This window comes from Aeromicrobium sp., assembly GCF_014378035.1.
Lineage (GTDB): Bacteria > Actinomycetota > Actinomycetes > Propionibacteriales > Nocardioidaceae > Aeromicrobium.
Genome location: NZ_JACMOM010000089.1, coordinates 16,464 through 35,405, shown reverse-complemented (window position 1 = coordinate 35,405; position 18,942 = coordinate 16,464). Strand labels below are relative to the sequence as shown.

Genomic DNA, 18,942 nt, shown 5'->3' with positions numbered 1-18,942 from the left:
GACCCGGTGACAGACGAGGGCTGCTACCCCATGGTTCCGTGGGCCGGACGCATCGGCGCCGGTCACGTGGCCTGGCGCGGCGACACCTATGTGCTGCCGGTCGCTGGCGACGGCAACGCCCTGCACGGTCTTGGCAAGGACACGACCTGGGAGCACGTCGGGGGTGGCGCCTTCCGTGTGGCGCTCGGCCGACCCTGGCCCGTCGAGGGCGAGGCCACCGTGGTCTACGAGCCGCGCGACCACGGGCTGCGCATCACCCTCACCTGGCACAGTGACACGAACGACGACGATCTCGGCTGCTCGGTCGGCATTCATCCGTGGTTCAGGCGATCACTCACCCGCGGGGGAACGCTGCAGGAGACTCTGTCGCCGATCACGATGGTCGAAAGAGGCACCGACGGGCTGCCCACCGGGAAGCTCGTGCCGCCCGGTCCGCAGCCCTGGGACGATTGCTTCACCCTGGGCTCACCACCCGTCCTCGAGTGGCCGGGGGCCCTGCGCCTGACCCTCACGTCAGGTGCCGACTGGTGGGTTGTCTACAGCGGGCCACGCGATGCGCTGTGCGTCGAGCCCCAGACCGCACCGCCCGACGTCTTCGTGCATCCGGACCTGCATCCACGTGGCCCATGGCCGCGAGAGATCGTGCTCGACCTCGCCGCCGAGATGCTGGAGTAACCACTCTCCCTGCCGCCGGACCACCGGCTCGAACAGGGCATCAGGCGGATCGAGGTCAACCAGCTCATCCCGGTCAAGGACCACGTCCGTGGTCTTGTGCTCGATTGGCTGCGAGGCGCCGCGCCCTGCGACAATGAGACGCGGGGGGAGCATTCCCCGATCGCACCGTCATGATCACGGCGACTCTTCGCGGTCGTCTCGTGTCATGAACCGCCCACGCGGCGGAAGAGACCTACGGCCCTGACACGACCGGAGAACGCTTGTGAACGTATCGACCACCGAATGGCTCATCACCGTTGGTGTGACCATCGCCGTACTGCTGTTCGACATCCTGATCGTGGCCAGGCGGCCGCACGAGCCGACGCTCAAGGAATGCGCGGTCTACCTCGCGGGCTATGTGAGCCTCGCAGTCGCGTTCGGCATCTGGGTCACGATCTTCCACAACACCTCAGGCCCGGATGGCGACTACGGTCTTCAGTTCTTCGCGGGTTGGCTCACCGAGTACAGCCTGTCGATCGACAACCTGTTCATCTTCATCATCATCATGGCCAGCTTCAACGTGCCGAGGAAGTACCAGCAGGAGGCGCTGCTGGTCGGCATCGTGATCGCCCTGATCTTTCGTGGCATGTTCATCGCGCTCGGCGCGGTCGCGATTGAGCAGTTCTCGTGGATCTTCTACCTGTTCGGAGCTTTCCTGCTCTACACGGCCTTCACGCTGATGAGCGACAAGAGCCACGACGACGACGGCGAGAACGCCGTCGTACGGTTCGCCCGACGGTTCCTCAACACGTCCGATGAGTGGCTCGGCCTGAAGCTCTTCATCAAGCGCGGTGGCAAGACGTTCATCACGCCGATGTTCCTGGTCATCCTGTCGCTGGGCACGACCGACCTGCTCTTTGCCCTCGACTCGATCCCGGCGATCTACGGCCTGACCATGGAGCCCTACCTGGTGTTCACGGCCAACGTGTTCGCCCTGATGGGCCTGCGTCAGCTCTACTTCCTGCTGGGAGGCCTTCTCAAGAAGCTCATCTACCTGTCGCGGGGCCTGGCGGTCCTTCTCGGTTTCATCGGCGTCAAGCTCCTGCTGCACGCCCTGCACGAGAACGAGCTGCCGTTCCTCAACGGCGGTGAGCCCGTCGGCGTGCCGGAGATCCCGACGCTGCTGAGCCTCGGCGTCATCATCGTGATCCTGGCGGTCACCGCAGTCGTGAGCCTCGCTGTGTCATCGCGGCGCGACGCGGCGGAGGCTTCCGCCGCCGCCGCGATACGCAAGGAACAGGACGGTCCCTCCGACGAGGTCTCGTAGCGGCGCATCAACTCGAAGACACCCCGCGACGATGATCACGAGATGTTTTTGACGTCCATGTCGAGGTGACCGCCCTGCGCGCGCCGGTGCAGGTAGATCGGTATCGACAGGGCCAGCCCGAACGCCAGGAGGATGCCGGCGATCTGGTACTGCTCGCCAGAGCGGCCCGACAGGGGCGTGACGAGGTAGAGGCACGACCCGGCCCCGACCACCGCCAGGGCGGTGCGGGTATGGAAGTGGCTGTGCTCGACGCGGTCGCGGCGCAGTACCAGCACGGCGACATTGACGACGGCGAACACGCCAAGCAGCAGCAGCGCCGTCGTCCCACCGAGTGCCGCCACCGCGTCCTCACTGGCATATGAGACGTAGACGATCAGCGCGAACGACAACGCTGTCGTGAACGCGATCGCGGCCCACGGGGTCTGGTTGCGGCTGTGCACCCTTGATAGCGAGGCCGGCAGGACACCCTGCCTCGACAGACCGTAGAGGAGGCGGCTCGCCATCATCATGTTGATCAGTGCGGAGTTGGCGACGGCGAACATGGAGATGAACGGCAGGATCCTGTCGATCGGGATGTTGGGTGCTCCAGCCTTCACCACCTCCACGAGCGGGGTGTCGCTCGCGGCCAGCTCGCCGACCGGAACCAGCGCGACGGCGCAGATCGACACCAGCACGTAGATGACGGCAGTGATGCCGAGTCCTGTCAGCATCACCCTCGGGAAGATCTTGCTGGGCTCATGGCATTCCTCGGCCATGTTGACCGAGTCCTCGAAGCCGACCATCGCGAAGAACGCCAGTGATGTCGCGGTGGTCACCGCGAGGAAGACGTTCTTGTCGTCCGGGGTGTCAAAAGCGATGATGCGGGAGAAGTCCGCGTTGCCACCGCTCATCGCGTAGAAGCCGACAAGAATCACGAGCACCAGCCCGGAAAGCTCGATCAGGGTCAGGACGACGTTGGCCTTGACGCTCTCACCCACCCCCCGGAGATTGATCGCCATCACCAGCACCATGAACAGCAGGGCGATGAGCATGAGTGCGGTGTCGGACGCCTTCCAGCCCACCCCCGTGGCGAGGTTGGCCGCGAAGGCGTTGGAGGCCGTCGACGCCGACGTGATGCCCGAGCACATCACCGCAAACGCCACGAGGAAGGTGAACAGGTGCACGCCGAACGCCTTGTGGACGTACAGAGCCGCCCCGGCCGCCTGGGGGTACTTCGTGACGAGCTCAAGGTAGGAAAAGGCGGTCAGCATGGCCACGAAGAACGCCACCAGGAAAGGCAGCCAGGCCGCGCCACCGACCTCGGCTGCGACCTGACCGGTGAGTGCGTAGATGCCGACCCCGAGGATGTCGCCGATGATGAACAGCAGCAGCAGCTTTGGGCCCATCACGCGCTTGAGCCCGGATGCCCGATCGGCCTGTGGTGTGTCGGAACTCACGACGGAATCCCCCCGTGCCGGGCGCCAGACGGCGCCAGCTTCGATATATCCAACACCGGCTGGCGCACTCCTGCAACTGCTCCGTGTAGTTTCATTGCGTGGTTCAGGTCAGAGCGAGACTCAATGCGTGGGCCGGTGGTCTGTTGATACGACGTGTACGCAGCAAGGGCATCGACCTCTCGCGGATCTCCTTCATTCCCGATGCCACCAAAGTTCCGTTGCAGCGCAACGTGATGGATCCGGTGCCCCGTCTCGCGGAGATCCGCGTGACCGAGCCGATGCACAAGCTCGACCTCCCGTTCAACTTCCAGGCTTTCCTCGTCACGGGTCATGAGGAGTCCCGTCGCATCCTGACTGACCGCGACTCGTACTCGAACGACATCCGTCACATGTTTCACGGTGACGGGCCGGCCACCTCCGACGACATCGGCGGCCTCGGGTTCACCGATGCGCCGTTGCACACCCGGCTCCGCAAGATCCTGACCCCGGAGTTCACGATGCGGCGGCTCACCCGGCTGGAGCCGATGATTGCCGGTTTCGTCGACGACCAGCTCAAGGCGCTCGAGGAGGAGGGGCCGGGTGCCGACCTCGCGAAACACCTGGCGTTCCCGGTGCCGTTCCAGACGATCTGCGCGCTCCTCGGGCTCGACTACGAAGACCGCGATGCCTTCGAGAAGCTCGGCAGCGCGCGGTTCGACGCGACCAACGGCGCCGCCGCCGCCTTCGGTGCAGTATCGCGCCAGCGAGAATTCCTGTTCGCCGCCGTGGCCAAGCAGCGCAAGGAGCCAGGGCCGGGGCTGATCGGTCAGATCCTGCGCGACGAGGGTGACATGATCTCCGACGTGGACCTGGCCGGACTGGCCGACGGGGTCTTCACCGGCGGCTTCGAGACCACTGCGGGAATGATCGCCCTCGGCACGATCGTGCTGCTGCGTGACCCCGAGGACGCCGAACTGATGCGCACCGGGACACCCGAGGACGTCGATCGGGTCGTCGAGGAGCTGCTGCGCTACCTCGCTGTGGTGCAGGTCGCCTTCCCCCGTTTCGCCAAGCAGGACATGGTGCTGTTCGGTCAGCAGATCAAAGCCGGCGACCTCGTGATGGCGTCCCTCAGTGGAGCCAACCGCGACCCGGCGTGGGCGGGTCAACGGCCCGATGAGTTCGACCCCTTCCGCACTCCGTCCAGCGGTCATCTCGCGTTCGGCCACGGCATCCACCGCTGCATCGGGGCCGAGCTGGCCCGCATCGAGCTGCGCATCGCACTGCCACGACTCTTCCGCTACTTCCCCGACCTCGCGCTCGCGAAGCCGCAGGAAGAGCTCAACTTCCGCAAGCTGTCGTTCGTCTACGGGGTGCACGAGCTTCCTGTCACCTTCTGACTCGGCCGCCGTCTCAGGTGCTTTGCGTGGGTGCCTCGACCGGGCTGTCGGACGCGCACTGGGTCAGGGTCACGGCCTTGCTGCGCGCGAAGCTCTCTGACGTGCGGGCCGCCTCGGGGTAGTCGTCCGGGGCGAGGTTCGCGTAGTACTCGACCGCGTCCAACAGTGCGTCGGCCTTGGGCTCCTGGCTGACCCTGGCGTAGATCTTCGCGGTGGTCTTGGCCTTCGCGAAGTGCGAGACCGTGCCGGCGTAGTTCTCGCTGTTGAAGTCCGCGATGCCCGCCCGCACCTCGACGCACGTCTTCGCCTCGGCCTCCTTGCTGGTCATCGAGCTCCCGGAGCCGGAATCGCTGGAACCACCGCACCCCGCGAGCAGGGCGAACAGTGCGAGCGCGGCCAACATCTTCATGCTTCGGACACTAGGCTGCTCAGCCGATTCCGCCACTCGACTGCTCTTCGCGGGGCGGTGCGTCCGGTCACACGTTGAAAGGGTTACCAGCCCCGCTCGCGCCACTGCGCCAGGTGAGGACGCTCCGCACCCAAGGTCGTGTCGCCGCCGTGGCCGGGATAGACATGGGCATCATCGTCGAAACGGCCGAAGATCTTGGCCTCGACCTCACCGATCAACGTGGTGAAGTCCTCGGGTGCCCAGGTCTTGCCGACGCCGCCCGGGAAGAGCGAGTCGCCGGTGAAGAGGTGCACGATGCCGTCGGGGTCGTCGTAGGCCAGGACGATCGAGCCGGGAGTGTGGCCCACGACCTCGATGACCTCGAGCTCGCACGAGCCGACGCGGACGCGGGCACCGGTACGCACGCGGGTGTCGACAGGGACGGGCAGCGCGTCGGCGTCGTCCTCGCCGGCGACGGTCTCGGCCCCGGTGCGTTCGACGATGGTGGGCAGTGCTTGCCAGTGGTCGCCGTGCCGGTGGGTCGTGATGACCCGCGCGAGGCCGTCGACGCCGATGAGGGGGAGCAGCGTCTCGTACTCGGCAGCCGCGTCGATGAGCACCTGCTCCCCGGTCAGGACACAGCGCAGCAGGTACGCGTTGTTGTTCATCTCGCCGACCGCGACCTTGGTGATCATCAGGTCGCCCGCGACCTGTACGTCGGCAGGACCGCCGACCTCGACTTCTCCGGTGTACGTCATGGGCCGAGCATACGACCGCTCAGCGGAGGCGGCAGGCGCAGCGTCGACCTAGGATCGTGAGGTGGTGCGAGGTTCCGTGTGACGAGCCTGACGCACCGCGCGGGAAGGTTTTTGTCAGTCGTCGTCGTTACGATGGTGAGGGTTGAAAGACCTCTCATTCGCACATGAACGCTGCCCATTCTTCGATCAGCCCCATTACTTCGATCAGCACAGGGGAGCCAGTGACCGACCGCCTCGTCATCCGCGGCGCACGCGAGCACAACCTCAAGGACGTCTCACTCGACCTCCCACGAGACTCGCTGATCGTCTTCACCGGACTCTCCGGCTCGGGCAAGTCATCGCTCGCCTTCGACACGATCTTCGCCGAGGGCCAGCGCCGCTACGTCGAGTCGTTGTCGGCCTACGCGCGTCAGTTCCTCGGCCAGATGGACAAACCCGACGTCGACTTCATCGAGGGCCTGTCGCCGGCAGTGTCGATCGATCAGAAGTCGACGTCGCGCAACCCTCGCTCGACCGTCGGCACCATCACCGAGGTCTACGACTACCTCCGACTGCTCTACGCCCGCGCTGGCCGGCCGCACTGCCCCGTTTGCGGCGAGCCCATCGCTCGGCAGACGCCGCAGCAGATCGTCGACCGCATCATGGCCGGCGACGAGGGCACCCGCTTCCAGGTGCTCGCACCCGTCATACGTGGTCGCAAGGGCGAGTACGGCGAGCTCTTCCGCCAGCTCCAGTCGCAGGGATTCAGCCGCACCATCGTCGACGGTGAGACCCACATGCTCGCCGACGAGCCGCCCAAGCTGGAGAAGCAAAAGAAGCACACCATCGACGTCGTGGTCGACCGCCTGCAGGTCAAGGACAGCACCAAGCAGCGGCTCACCGAGTCAGTCGAGACGGCTCTCGGCCTCGCCGACGGCCTGGTCATGGTCGACTACGTCGACTTGCCCGCCAAGCACCCCGACCGCACCCGGCGCTTCTCCGAGAAGCTCGCCTGTCCCAATGATCACCCCCTCGCCGTCGACGAGCTGGAGCCGCGCTCGTTCTCGTTCAACGCACCCTTCGGGGCGTGCCCGGAGTGCCACGGCCTCGGCACCCGCATGGAGGTCGACCCCGAGCTCGTCGTGCCCGATGACGCCAAGTCGCTCAACGACGGCGCCATCGCCCCCTGGTCGTCGGCTCATGTCTCTGACTACTTCTCCCGACTCATCGGCGCACTCGCGCAGGAGATGAGCTTCAGCGCAGATGCGCCGTGGGGCGACCTCCCCGACGACGTGCGCGAGGCCATCCTGCACGGGCACCCCACCAAGATCCACGTGCGCTACAAGAACCGCTACGGTCGCGAGCGCAGCTACTACACCGCGTTCGAAGGTGCCATCACCTATCTCGAGCGCCGCCACGGCGAGACCGACTCCGACACCAACCGTGAGCGTCTCGAGGGCTTCATGCGCGAGGTGCCGTGCCGGGTGTGCAACGGCACGCGGCTCAAGCCCGTCATCCTCGCGGTGCAGCTCAACTCCGACGAGCACGGTCCCCGGAACATCGCCGAGGTCTGCGCGATGTCGATCAGCGAGGCCGCCGACTACCTCCAGACGCTCGAGATGAGCGACCGCGAGAAGCAGATCGGTGAGCGGGTCCTCAAGGAGATCAACGAGAGGCTGCGTTTTCTGCTCGATGTCGGCCTCGACTACCTCGCGCTCGACCGAGCCGCCGGTTCACTGTCCGGCGGCGAGGCGCAGCGCATCCGGCTCGCGACTCAGATCGGCGCGGGTCTCGTGGGCGTGCTCTATGTGCTCGACGAGCCCTCCATCGGGCTGCACCAGCGCGACAACCACCGACTCATCGAGACCCTCATCCGCCTGCGCGACCTCGGCAACACCCTCATCGTCGTCGAGCACGACGAAGACACCATCCGTGCCGCCGACTGGGCCGTCGACATCGGCCCCGGGGCGGGGGAGCACGGCGGGCAGGTCATCGTGTCCGGCCCCGTCAAGGAGCTGCTCGACAGTGAGCACTCGCTCACCGGGCAGTACCTCTCCGGCCGCAAGGTCATCCCGCTGCCCGACAAGCGTCGCAAGCGCAAGAAGGGTCACGAGCTGACGATCCAGGGGGCGAAGGAGCACAACCTCCGCGACATCGACGTCACCTTCCCGCTCGGCCTCTTCGTCGCGGTCACCGGTGTGTCCGGGTCGGGCAAGTCGACCCTCGTCAACGACATCCTCTACACCCAGCTCGCCCGCACGATCTACGGCGCGCGCACCATCCCGGGCCGGCACCGCACCATCACCGGACTCGACGAGGTCGACAAGGTCATCCACGTCGATCAGTCACCCATCGGGCGCACGCCGCGCTCCAACCCGGCCACCTACACCGGCGTCTTCGACCACGTCCGCAAGCTGTTCGCGCAGACGCCCGAGGCGAAGATGCGGGGCTACCTGCAGGGACGTTTCTCGTTCAACGTCAAGGGCGGACGCTGCGAGGCGTGCGCGGGCGACGGCACCATCAAGATCGAGATGAACTTCCTGCCCGACGTCTACGTCGCCTGCGAGGTCTGCCACGGTGCCCGCTACAACCGTGAGACGCTCGAGGTGCACTACAAGGGCAAGACCATCGCCGAGGTTCTCGAGATGCCCATCGAGGAGGCCGTCGACTTCTTCGAGGCAATCCCGGCCATCGCCCGGCATCTGCGCACCCTCGTCGACGTCGGTCTGGGCTACGTCCGCCTCGGTCAGTCCGCACCCACCCTGTCCGGTGGCGAGGCGCAGCGCGGCACGCTCTCAGCCGGGTTGCAGAAGCGGTCCACGGGCCGCACGGTTTATGTCCTCGACGAGCCCACCACCGGTCTGCACTTCGAAGACATCCGCAAGCTTCTCGGCGTCCTGCAGCGCATCGTCGACACCGGCAACTCGGTCATCGTCATCGAGCACAACCTCGATGTCATCAAGACCGCCGACTGGGTCATCGACATGGGCCCCGAGGGCGGCAGCGGCGGCGGGCTGCTGATCGCCGAGGGAACGCCCGAGGACATCGCCAACAGCCCCGACAGCCACACCGGCACGTTCCTCAAGCCGCTCCTGGTCACCTCGTAGGGTGGGTGGGTGGCAGATCCCGCAAGCTACCGACCAGCTCCGGGGGAGATTCCCGCGGAGCCCGGCGTGTACCGCTTTCGCGACGACGAACGCCGGGTCATCTACGTGGGCAAGGCCAAATCGCTCCGGCCGCGCCTGAGCTCGTACTTCCAGGACATCTCCAACCTCCATCCGCGCACGCAGCAGATGGTCCTGACCGCGAGCTCGGTCGACTGGACCGTCGTCACCACCGAGGTCGAGGCACTCGCGCTGGAGTACTCCTGGATCAAGGAGTTCGACCCGCGCTTCAACGTCAAGTACCGCGACGACAAGTCGTACCCGTGGCTTGCGGTCACGGTGGGCGAGGAGTTCCCACGGGTGACTGTGATGCGCGGGGCCCAGCGCAAGGGCGTGCGCTACTTCGGGCCGTACGGGCACGCGTGGGCCATCCGCGACACGGTCGACACCCTGCTGCGGGTGTTCCCCATGCGGTCGTGCTCCGCCGGGGTGTTCCGACGCTCCGCGGCGATCGGCCGGCCCTGCCTGCTCGGTGACATCGGCAAGTGCGCCGCACCATGCGTCGGCCGGGTGTCGCCCGACGAGCACCGGGCCATCGTCAACGACTTCTTGTCCTTCATGGGCGGGCAGACCGCGGGCTTCACGAAGCGCATCGAGACCCGCATGAAGCAGGCCTCCGACGCCGAGGAGTACGAGCTTGCCGCCAAGCTCCGAGATGACCTCGGAGCCATGCGCCGGGTGCTCGAGAAGCAGACCGTGGTCCTCGGCGACGGCACCGATGCCGACGTGCTCGGCTTCGTCGACGACCCGCTCGAGGTGGCGGTGCAGATCTTCTCGGTCCGCGGGGGACGCATCCGTGGTCAGCGTGGCTGGGTCGCCGAGAAGGCCGACGAGACCGGCTTCCCCGAGCTCGTGCAACGCGCACTCATGACGCTTTACCAGGACGCCATAGCGGCCGCGATCCCGCGCGAGGTGCTGGTGCCCGCCATGCCGTCTGACGCCGACATCGTCACCGAGCTGCTCAGCGAGCGACGCGAGGGGCCCGTCACGATCCGGGTGCCGAGGCGCGGTGACAAACGGGCGCTGATGCAGACCGTCGAGCAGAACGCCAAGCAGCTGCTCATGCGCCACAAGATGAAGCGTTCGTCCGACCTCACCGCCCGCAGCCTTGCCCTGGAGGAGATCCAGGCCGCCCTCGATCTCGACACGGCTCCGCTGCGCATCGAGTGCTACGACATCTCCAACCTCGGCGAGACCGAGACCGTCGCATCCATGGTGGTGTTCGAGGACGGACTGCCGCGCAAGTCCGAGTACCGCCGCTTCACCATCCGCAACGAGGGCCAGAGCGACGTCGCCGCGATGCACGAGGTCATCACCCGCCGGTTCGAGAGGCTGCTCAAGGCACGTGAGGACAACGACGAGGACGGTCCCGGCATCGACCCCGAGACCGGCAAGCCAAAGCGTTTTGCCTACACGCCAGCGCTCGTCGTCGTCGATGGTGGGCCGCCTCAGGTGGCCGCCGCCCACGCCGCCATGACCGCACTCGGCATCACCGACATCGCCCTCGTCGGACTGGCCAAGCGCCTCGAGGAGGTGTGGCTGCCCGACGACGACGATCCCGTCATCCTCCCGCGCACCAGTGAGGGCCTCTACCTGCTGCAGCGGCTCCGCGACGAGGCCCACCGCTTCGCCATCGGCCATCACCGCGGCCGTCGCAGCAAGACCATGATCGAGAGCGTCCTCGACCCCGTTGCCGGTCTCGGACCGACCCGACGCAAGGCGCTGCTCAAATCGTTCGGATCGGTCAAGAAGCTGCGGGTGGCCACCGTCGAGGAGATCGCCTCGGTGCCGGGCATCGGCGCGGCTACGGCACAATCCATCGTGGAAGCGCTCGCGACGAGCGAGCAGACACCGGCCGTCAACATGGCGACCGGAGAGATCCTGGAGGACAGTTGACGTCTCTCAGCCAGTTCGTGCTTGTCACCGGCATGACCGGTGCCGGTCGAGGCTCCGCTGCGAAGGTGCTCGAGAAGCTCGGCTACTTCGTCATCGACAACCTTCCGCCCGATCTCATCTCCGCCGCGGTGGCTACCGTGGAGAAGTCTCCGGACAGCGACCGGCTCGCCGTGGTGGTCGATGCGCGCTCACGTGAGTTCTTCGGCGGCCTCGTCGAGTCGCTCGAGAAGCTGCGCGACCACGGTGTCATCACCAAGATCCTCTACCTCGAGGCCGCCGACGAGGTGCTCGTGCGCCGTCAGGAGGCGGCACGTCGACCACACCCGCTGAGTCTCGAAGGTCGTCTGATGGACGGCTTCGACCGTGAGCGCGAGCTCCTGCGTCGCATCCGGGGTCGTGCCGACATCGTCGTCGACACCTCCAACCTCAATGTGCACCAGCTGGGCCAGCGGGTCCGAGCGGCCTTCGAGGACCCCGACTCCGGAGGGCTCCGTGCCTCCGTCATGTCGTTCGGGTTCAAGTACGGCCTGCCGATCGACGCCGACATGGTCGCGGACCTTCGCTTCCTGCCCAATCCGTTCTGGGTCGACGAGCTGCGACCCCTGAGCGGTCTTGACACAGCGGTGCGTGACTACGTCCGTAGCCAGCCCCGCGCCGAGGAGTTCCTCGAGCAGTACGAAGGCCTCGTGGCGTTGCTGACGGATGGCTACCTGGCTGAGGACAAGCACTTCCTCACCATCGCGCTCGGCTGCACTGGTGGGCGGCACCGCAGCGTCGCGATGTCGGAGGCATTCGCCGAGCGCCTGCGGGCGCAAGGAGTGAACACGCTCGTCGTCCACCGCGACCTGGGGCGCGAGTGATCACTCGTCCCAGCCGCGCCGTTGCCCGGTCCGAGGGCGACCTCAAGGTCGTCGCTCTCGGCGGCGGGCACGGACTCGCTGCCAGCCTCTCCGCGCTTCGCCGGTTGACGACAGATCTCACCGGTGTCGTCACTGTTGCTGACAACGGTGGCTCGTCCGGTCGATTACGCGCCGAGCTCGGGGGCCTGCCCCCGGGCGACCTCCGGATGGCGCTCGCGGCTCTTTGCGGCGACGACGAGTGGGGTCGAACCTGGGCCGGCATCCTGCAGCACCGCTTCACCGGCGAAGGCCCGCTCAAGGACCACGCGGTGGGCAACCTCCTGATCGCGGCGATCTGGGACCAGCTCGGCGACCACGTCGCGGGGCTCGACCTCGTGGCAGAGCTGCTCGGTGCGCAGGGCCGGGTGCTGCCCATGGCAGCCGTCCCGCTCGACATCGAGGCCGACGTCCACCTGCGCTCGGCCCCCGACCGGCTCACGCTGGTGCGCGGCCAGGTCGAGGTCGCCCAGACCGACGGGCAGGTCGTCAGCGTGAGGCTCCACCCGAGCGACCCCCCAGCCTGCCCCGAGGCGGTCGCTGCTGTCGAGGCAGCCGACTGGGTGGTCATCGGACCCGGCTCGTGGTTCACCAGCGTCATGCCCACCCTGCTCGTGCCCGGTCTCCGCGACGCCCTGACCAGCACCGACGCGCGGCGCATCCTGGTGCTCAACCTCGACGAGCAGGTGGGGGAGACCGAAGGACTGACCCCGACCGACCACCTCGAGGCGCTTGCCGCCCACGCACCCGAGCTCGGCCTGGACGCCGTCATCGCCGACACGTCCCTCGTGGACGCCCGTGGCACGCTGGAGTCGACAGCGCGGGCGCTCGGTGCCCGGCTCTTCGTCGCTGACGTGGCCACGATTCCCGGCTCCGACCAGCACGACCCCGGACGTCTCGCGGCCGCGTTCGGTGCGGTCATGAGACAGGCATAGAGTGGCGTGGTCCTGTCGCCACCAGAAGGCTCAGCGACACCCAGATGTTTCAGAACCACCGGACAGCCACGTAGCAGTGGACGACACAGAAGCGGGAGATCAGCCGAATGGCGATGACGGCTCAGGTCAAGGCGGAGCTCGCCAACACCAGCATCACCAAGTCGTGCTGCCGCAAGGCCGAGGTGTCCTCGATCCTGCGGTTCGCCGGCGGTCTCCACATCGTCTCGGGCCGCATCGTGGTCGAGGCCGAGCTCGACACCGGCGCTGCGGCTCGTCGTCTTCGCAGGGACATCGCCGAGATATACGGGCATGACAGCGAGATCCTGGTCATGCAGAACGCCGGAATCCGCAAGGACACCCACTACGTCGTCCGGGTGTCCAAGGACGGCGAGGCGCTGGCCCGACAGACCGGACTGATCGACGGCAGCGGGCGCCCCATCCGTGGACTCCCACCGCAGGTCGTCTCGGGCTCGTCGTGCGACGCTGTTGCCGCGTGGCGCGGAAGCTTCCTCGCGCACGGGTCGCTCACCGAGCCCGGGAGATCATCGGCGCTCGAGGTCAGCTGCCCCAGCCCCGAAGCTGCGCTCGCGCTGGTCGGAGCGGCTCGCCGCGTCGGTATCAGTGCCAAGGCACGTGAGGTCCGCGGCATCGACCGCGTCGTGACCCGCGACGGCGAGGCCATCGGGGCACTGCTCACACGCCTCGGCGCACACGAGTCGTTGCTGGCATGGGAGGAGCGGCGCATGCGTCGCGAGGTCCGTGCCACGGCCAACCGCCTGGCCAATTTCGACGATGCCAACCTCAGGCGCTCCGCTCGTGCGGCCGTCGCCGCCGGAGCCCGCGCCCAGCGCGCTCTTGAGATCCTCGGACCCGAAGTGCCCGATCACCTCAAGATGGCTGGCAGCCTGCGCGTCGAGCATCGTCAGGCGAGCCTCGAAGAGCTCGGTCAGCTGCACGAGCCCGCGCTCACCAAGGACGCCATCGCCGGGCGCATCCGACGCCTCCTGGCCATGGCCGACAAGCGCGCCGAAGAGCTCGGAGTGCCCGACACCGAATCAAGCCTCGGCGACGATCGGGTCGCTGAAGCCTGAGGTCCACCTGGTGGGCGAGGTGACTCGCCGGTAGCCCGATCAACTCGCTAGGCTGAGACTTCACCCCGACCCGCAGGAGACACGTTCACCGTGACCGTTCGCGTAGGAATCAATGGATTTGGCCGTATCGGCCGTAACTTCTTCCGTGCGGTCCGTGCCGCCGGGGCTGACATCGAGATCGTCGCCGTCAACGACCTCACGGACAACAAGACTCTTTCGCACCTCCTCAAGTACGACTCGGTCCTCGGCCGACTCGACGGCGACGTCACCTTCGATGAGACCTCGATCTCGGTCGACGGTCAGCGGTTCGCAGCCTTCGCCGAGCGCGACCCGTCCAAGCTCGACTGGGCCAGTGTCGGCGCCGACATCGTCATCGAGTCCACGGGCTTCTTCACCGACGCCACGAAGGCCAGGGCGCACGTCGACGGCGGTGCCAAGAAGGTCATCATCTCCGCACCGGCGAAGAACGAGGACGTCACCGTCGTCATGGGCGTCAACCACGAGCTGTACGACCCCGCCGCGCACACCGTCATCTCGAACGCGTCGTGCACGACCAACTGCCTCGCCCCGATGGCCAAGGCGCTCAACGACGGCCTCGGCATCGAGAAGGGTCTCATGACCACGATCCATGCCTATACCGGCGACCAGAACCTCCTGGACGCCCCCCACAACGATCTGCGCCGCGCCCGCGCTGCCGCCATCAACATCGTGCCGACGTCAACGGGGGCCGCCAAGGCCGTTGCGCTCGTGCTCCCCGAGCTCAAGGGCAAGCTCGACGGCTTCGCGTTCCGCGTGCCGGTCCCCACCGGATCGGCCACCGACCTGACATTCACCGCGTCACGTGAGACGACAGTCGATGAGGTCAACGCGATCGTCAAGGCGGCCGCCGACGGCCCGCTCAAGGGTTACCTCGTCTACACCGAAGACCCCATCGTCTCCTCCGACATCGTCACCGACCCGGCGTCGTGCATCTTCGACTCGGGCCTGACCAAGGTCATCGGCGACCAGGTGAAGGTCGTCGGTTGGTACGACAACGAGTGGGGCTACTCCAACCGGCTCGTCGACCTCGTCACGCACGTCGGCTCGTCGCTCTGACGGCCCGGGGGCGTTGGCAGTGAAGACGGTTTCGGACCTGGGTGACCTGCGCGGCAAGCGGGTACTTGTCCGCAGCGACCTCAACGTGCCGCTCGACGGCACCACGATCACCGACGACGGCCGCGTCCGCGCGAGCGTCCCGACGATCAAGCTGCTCGCCGACGCGGGTGCCCGCGTGCTCGTGACGGCGCACCTCGGCCGACCCGGCGGGGTGGCCAACCACGACTACTCCTTGGCACCGGTCGCCGAGCGGCTCGCAGAGCTGCTTGGTGTCCCTGTCCTTTTCGCGGGCGACACCGTCGGACCGCAGGCCCACCGCATCGTCTCGGCAATGCAGGACGGGCAGGTCGCCGTGCTGGAGAACGTCCGCTTCAACCCGGGCGAGACCAGCAAGGACGATGCCGTGCGCGGAGCCTTCGCCGATGAGCTTGCGGCCCTTGCCGATGTGTTCGTGTCCGACGGTTTCGGCGTGGTTCATCGCAAGCAGGCCAGCGTCTACGACATCGCCACCCGGCTCCCGGCCGCCGTCGGCGGTCTCGTCGAGGCGGAGGTCATGGTGCTCAAGCGGCTGACCGAGAACCCCGAACGTCCCTACGCGGTGGTGCTCGGCGGCTCGAAGGTGTCCGACAAGCTGGGTGTCATCGACAACCTCCTGGACAAGGCCGACAGCCTGCTCATCGGTGGCGGCATGGTCTTCACGTTCCTCAAGGCGCAGGGTCACGAGGTCGGCAAGTCGCTGCTTGAAGAAGACCAGCTCGACATCGCGCGTGGCTACATCGAGCGGGCTGCGGCTCAGGGAGTCGACCTGGTGCTTCCGACCGACATCGTCGTCGCTCCGGAGTTCGCCGACGCGAATGCCAGCACGGTGGCCGCTGACGCGATACCCGCCGACCAGCTGGGCCTCGACATCGGTCCGGAGTCCGCGGCACGCTTCGCTGAGATCATCAAGGCGTCACGGACGGTGTTCTGGAACGGGCCCATGGGCGTGTTCGAGATGGCGTCGTTCGCGGCCGGCACCAAGACGGTGGCCCAGGCCCTCACCGAGGTCGACGGCCTCTCAGTCGTCGGTGGCGGCGACTCGGCTGCGGCGGTCCGCCTGCTCGGCTTCGCTGACGACGACTTCGGTCACATCTCCACGGGCGGCGGTGCGAGCCTCGAGTACCTGGAGGGCAAGACGCTCCCCGGACTCAGCATCCTGGATCAGCAGAACTCGGAAGGCAGCGCATGACTCGCAAGCCACTCATGGCCGGCAACTGGAAGTCCAACCTCAACCACCAGGAAGCGGTCGTTCTCGTCCAGAAGCTTGCCTGGACATTGCAGGACAAGAAGCACGACTTCGACAAGTCAGAGGTCGTGGTCATTCCGCCGTTCACCGACATCCGGGGGGTGCAGACGCTGATCGACGGCGACCACCTCTCGATCGGCTTCGGTGCGCAGGACGTCTCCCAGCACGACGGCGGTGCGTACACGGGCGAGATCGCCGCGTCGATGCTCGCCAAGCTGGGCTGCCGCTACGTTCTGGTGGGGCACTCTGAGCGGCGCGAGCACCATCAGGAGACCGATCAGGTCGTCAACGCCAAGACCGTGAAGGTGCTGGCGGCGGGCATGACCGCGATCGTCTGCGTCGGTGAGGACCTTTCCATCCGCCAGACCGGTCATCATGTGGCCCACGCGGTGCGGCAGATCGAGGACTCGCTCGCCGGGCTGACGCCCGAGCAGATGGCTTCCGTGGTCGTCGCCTACGAGCCGGTGTGGGCCATCGGCACGGGCGAGGTGGCCACCCCGGAGGACGCCCAGGAGGTCTGCGCGGCCATTCGTACGTGCGTGGCGGAGACCTGGAGTGCAGAGATCGCCGATACATTGCGTATCCTTTACGGCGGATCGGTCAAAGCGGCGAACATCGCCGCCATCATGGCGAAGTCGGACGTCGACGGAGCCTTGGTTGGCGGAGCAAGCCTCCAGGCGGAGGAGTTCGCCGGCATAGCCCGGTTCTACGACATGCCGGATCTGTCCGGCGCCTGACAACGAAGGCCCCACAGTGATTTTGACGTTCTCGGTAATCCTCGCGATCAGCAGCATCTTGATGATCGTGCTGGTCCTGATGCACAAGGGACGTGGCGGAGGCCTCTCCGACATGTTCGGAGGCGGCATCTCCAGCTCGCTCGTGGGCTCCTCGGGCGCCGGGCGCAACCTCGACCGCATCACGGTCGGCATCGCGGTCATCTGGGTCGTGAGCATCTTCGCTCTCGGCCTGCTGCTGAAGGTGAGCAACTGATGGCCGCCGGAGCAATTCGCGGAAGCCGCATCGGCTCCGGACCCATGGGCGAGGCTGAGCGCGGCGAGCCTGCCCCGCGACAGTTCGTGACCTACTTCTGCATCAACGACCACACGACCGAGCTGCAGTTTGCGATCGAGGCCGAGGTGCCGGAGTCGTGGGACTGCCCGCGCTGCGGCATGCCAGCGAGCGTCGACGCCGAGAACCGTCCGACCGCCAAGAAGATCGAGCCCTATAAGACCCACCTGGCCTACGTGAAAGAGCGTCGCTCCGAGACCGAGGCCGCCGAGATCCTGAAGGAAGCCGTCGACCTCCTGCGCACCAAGCGCAAGTCCGGCGAAGTCATCTTCTAGACCGCAGCGATGAGCCCCGACCAGCCATGCTGCTCGGGGCTTTTTGCCGTCGTTGGGCAGTCACGCACGCGACGCACGGCCAATTGCTGGCCGTGCGTCGTGTTTTGCGAGAAGTCCCATACGGATGAGCTCATCGGCTCCAAGCTTGGATTTCGAGAGTGGTACGTATCGCCCAAGAACGTCAGGCGCCACGTACCACCCTGATCACCTCAGGTAGCTTTTCGCGCACCGGGGACAGCGCGAGGCTCAGCCCCGTGGACGTCCTCCGCATCTCCGTAGATGAGTGGTTCGTCGAGAATGCTCTGGGTCCGGGCCAAGCGGAAGATCAGCAGGCCGAAGAGAGCCTTGGCCAAGACGTCGGCGATCGAGTAGCCGCCCTGTCTCAACACGAAGCCGCTCGCACCGCTGAAGAACGTGCCGCCCAGGAGCGGGAAGGCAAACGCGATGGGATAGACCATCCATGACCCGATCAGCAGCACCCGCAGGGTCGAGATCTGGCGGCGCACCTCAGCTGTCTTGCCGTCCAGGGCTCGCGTGAGCTCGACGAACAGCACATAGATGAGGTAGATGAACGGCAGCGTGGCGAGGACGCCCCAGATGATGCGCGGCCCGGTGCTCAGGGTGATCTCACCGGGATAGCCCAGCGCGATCATCAGCGCCGATGCGGGAACCAGCCTGATGAGCAGGTGCCGTGAGGCAGCGCGTGTCAGGGCCAGCACGGCGACCGTCTCGACGAGCAGCAGCGGCACTGTCAGGAACCAGTCCACGTACCGATATCCCTCGTTGAACTGCACCGCTGACAGGGCGTGCGCGGAGTCGACCGTCGAGCCGGCGGGATAGCTCTCCTTGAAGTTCGAGAAGATCCGGAAGTAGTGATACGTCGCGATCCCGCACACCGTCGCTGAGACGATGAGTGCGTTGCGGTAGCGGGGTGCGACTCGACCTTGGACCAACAAGAGAAAGAGCGAGGTGAAGAGCAGGCTCGCGATGGCGAATGACAGGAGGTTGTAGACGGTTGCGTACTGCCCTGATGAAAGAGAGGAAATTAGGTCTTTGGATGCGGTTGCGTAGGTACTGATCACGATCGTCCTCTGCATGAGCGCTGCCATGGGAAGACAGCGACTGGATGTCGACACGCTTGATCTCCCGGTTTTGAAGCGGCGAAGTGAGCGACAGCGACAACGTACTTCTAACCCTGCATCACCACAACATCTTCAGATGTCCGTCATGACCAGCGGGTTCCCTCGAGCTGGCCCCTGCACCCGCAGAGGCTCCCGCCGGCAGGTGCGGGCGGGACTGTGCTGAACTGAGGCACC

17 protein-coding genes are annotated in these 18,942 nt (G+C 66.5%); 13 read left to right on the top strand and 4 right to left on the bottom strand.

Annotation, left to right across the window (positions count from 1 at the left end):
* Both H7290_RS04780 and H7290_RS04775 read left to right on the top strand, forming a co-directional pair.
* On the top strand, positions 1-675 hold a 675-nt coding region (locus H7290_RS04780), incomplete at its 5' end, for a hypothetical protein (RefSeq protein ID WP_290512871.1).
* 262 nt (positions 676-937) lie between these two features.
* Positions 938-1,981, top strand: coding sequence for a TerC/Alx family metal homeostasis membrane protein (locus H7290_RS04775; protein WP_290512870.1), 1,044 nt, complete (start codon positions 938-940; stop codon positions 1,979-1,981).
* Between the two features lie 35 nt (positions 1,982-2,016).
* Here the strand turns inward: H7290_RS04775 and H7290_RS04770 are convergent, their stop codons facing one another.
* On the bottom strand, positions 2,017-3,417 hold the full coding sequence (locus H7290_RS04770; RefSeq protein ID WP_290512869.1) for an APC family permease: 1,401 nt from the start codon (positions 3,415-3,417) through the stop codon (positions 2,017-2,019).
* 98 nt (positions 3,418-3,515) lie between these two features.
* Here H7290_RS04770 and H7290_RS04765 point away from each other — a divergent pair, with 98 nt between their 5' ends.
* On the top strand, positions 3,516-4,796 hold the full coding sequence (locus H7290_RS04765) for a cytochrome P450 (RefSeq protein ID WP_290512868.1): 1,281 nt from the start codon (positions 3,516-3,518) through the stop codon (positions 4,794-4,796).
* Between the two features lie 13 nt (positions 4,797-4,809).
* Here H7290_RS04765 and H7290_RS04760 read toward each other — a convergent pair whose 3' ends face one another.
* Positions 4,810-5,205, bottom strand: coding sequence for a hypothetical protein (locus tag H7290_RS04760; protein ID WP_290512867.1), 396 nt, complete (start codon positions 5,203-5,205; stop codon positions 4,810-4,812).
* Between the two features lie 83 nt (positions 5,206-5,288).
* Entirely contained in the window at positions 5,289-5,942 is a 654-nt protein-coding gene (locus H7290_RS04755; RefSeq protein ID WP_290512866.1) for an MBL fold metallo-hydrolase, read from the bottom strand.
* A gap of 221 nt (positions 5,943-6,163) precedes the next feature.
* Here H7290_RS04755 and uvrA point away from each other — a divergent pair, with 221 nt between their 5' ends.
* The 10 genes from uvrA to H7290_RS04705 all read left to right on the top strand — a co-directional run bounded on the left by uvrA (position 6,164) and on the right by H7290_RS04705 (position 17,626).
* Positions 6,164-9,028: an excinuclease ABC subunit UvrA gene (gene uvrA, locus H7290_RS04750; protein WP_290512865.1), complete on the top strand. Its 2,865-nt coding sequence runs from the start codon at positions 6,164-6,166 to the stop codon at positions 9,026-9,028.
* A gap of 9 nt (positions 9,029-9,037) precedes the next feature.
* A complete protein-coding gene (gene uvrC / locus H7290_RS04745; RefSeq protein WP_290512864.1) occupies positions 9,038-10,981 on the top strand; it encodes an excinuclease ABC subunit UvrC in 1,944 nt (647 codons plus the stop codon).
* Entirely contained in the window at positions 10,978-11,841 is an 864-nt protein-coding gene (rapZ, locus tag H7290_RS04740) for an RNase adapter RapZ (RefSeq protein WP_290512863.1), read from the top strand. Before uvrC ends, rapZ begins: the two co-directional genes overlap by 4 nt.
* Positions 11,838-12,812, top strand: a complete 975-nt coding sequence (yvcK, locus tag H7290_RS04735; protein ID WP_290512862.1) for a uridine diphosphate-N-acetylglucosamine-binding protein YvcK — start codon at positions 11,838-11,840, stop codon at positions 12,810-12,812. The genes rapZ and yvcK overlap by 4 nt, the downstream gene beginning before the upstream one ends.
* Before the next feature lie 107 nt (positions 12,813-12,919).
* Positions 12,920-13,903, top strand: coding sequence for a DNA-binding protein WhiA (whiA, locus tag H7290_RS04730; protein ID WP_290512861.1), 984 nt, complete (start codon positions 12,920-12,922; stop codon positions 13,901-13,903).
* Between the two features lie 90 nt (positions 13,904-13,993).
* On the top strand, positions 13,994-14,998 hold the full coding sequence (gap, locus tag H7290_RS04725) for a type I glyceraldehyde-3-phosphate dehydrogenase (protein ID WP_290512860.1): 1,005 nt from the start codon (positions 13,994-13,996) through the stop codon (positions 14,996-14,998).
* 19 nt (positions 14,999-15,017) lie between these two features.
* The gene (locus tag H7290_RS04720; RefSeq protein WP_290512859.1) at positions 15,018-16,226 is read left to right on the top strand and encodes a phosphoglycerate kinase; all 1,209 of its coding nucleotides are present in this window, start codon (positions 15,018-15,020) and stop codon (positions 16,224-16,226) included.
* Positions 16,223-17,020 carry a triose-phosphate isomerase gene (gene tpiA / locus H7290_RS04715; protein ID WP_290512858.1) on the top strand — a complete coding sequence of 266 codons (798 nt, stop codon included), beginning with the start codon at positions 16,223-16,225 and terminating at the stop codon, positions 17,018-17,020. Before H7290_RS04720 ends, tpiA begins: the two co-directional genes overlap by 4 nt.
* 16 nt (positions 17,021-17,036) lie before the next feature.
* Positions 17,037-17,273: a preprotein translocase subunit SecG gene (secG, locus tag H7290_RS04710; RefSeq protein ID WP_290512857.1), complete on the top strand. Its 237-nt coding sequence runs from the start codon at positions 17,037-17,039 to the stop codon at positions 17,271-17,273.
* Positions 17,273-17,626: an RNA polymerase-binding protein RbpA gene (locus H7290_RS04705; protein WP_290512856.1), complete on the top strand. Its 354-nt coding sequence runs from the start codon at positions 17,273-17,275 to the stop codon at positions 17,624-17,626. Before secG ends, H7290_RS04705 begins: the two co-directional genes overlap by 1 nt.
* 209 nt (positions 17,627-17,835) lie before the next feature.
* Here the strand turns inward: H7290_RS04705 and H7290_RS04700 are convergent, their stop codons facing one another.
* Positions 17,836-18,723: a bacteriorhodopsin-like gene (locus H7290_RS04700; RefSeq protein ID WP_290512855.1), complete on the bottom strand. Its 888-nt coding sequence runs from the start codon at positions 18,721-18,723 to the stop codon at positions 17,836-17,838.
* Positions 18,724-18,942: the final 219 nt, after the last annotated feature.

Coding starts and splice junctions, on each gene's coding strand:
- H7290_RS04760 (WP_290512867.1), bottom strand. CDS start 5,205: ATGAAGATGTTGGCCGCGCTCGCACTGTTCGCCCTGCTCGCGGGGTGC.
- H7290_RS04755 (WP_290512866.1), bottom strand. CDS start 5,942: ATGACGTACACCGGAGAAGTCGAGGTCGGCGGTCCTGCCGACGTACAG.
- whiA (WP_290512861.1), top strand. CDS start 12,920: ATGGCGATGACGGCTCAGGTCAAGGCGGAGCTCGCCAACACCAGCATC.
- tpiA (WP_290512858.1), top strand. CDS start 16,223: ATGACTCGCAAGCCACTCATGGCCGGCAACTGGAAGTCCAACCTCAAC.
- H7290_RS04705 (WP_290512856.1), top strand. CDS start 17,273: ATGGCCGCCGGAGCAATTCGCGGAAGCCGCATCGGCTCCGGACCCATG.
- H7290_RS04700 (WP_290512855.1), bottom strand. CDS start 18,723: ATGCAGAGGACGATCGTGATCAGTACCTACGCAACCGCATCCAAAGAC.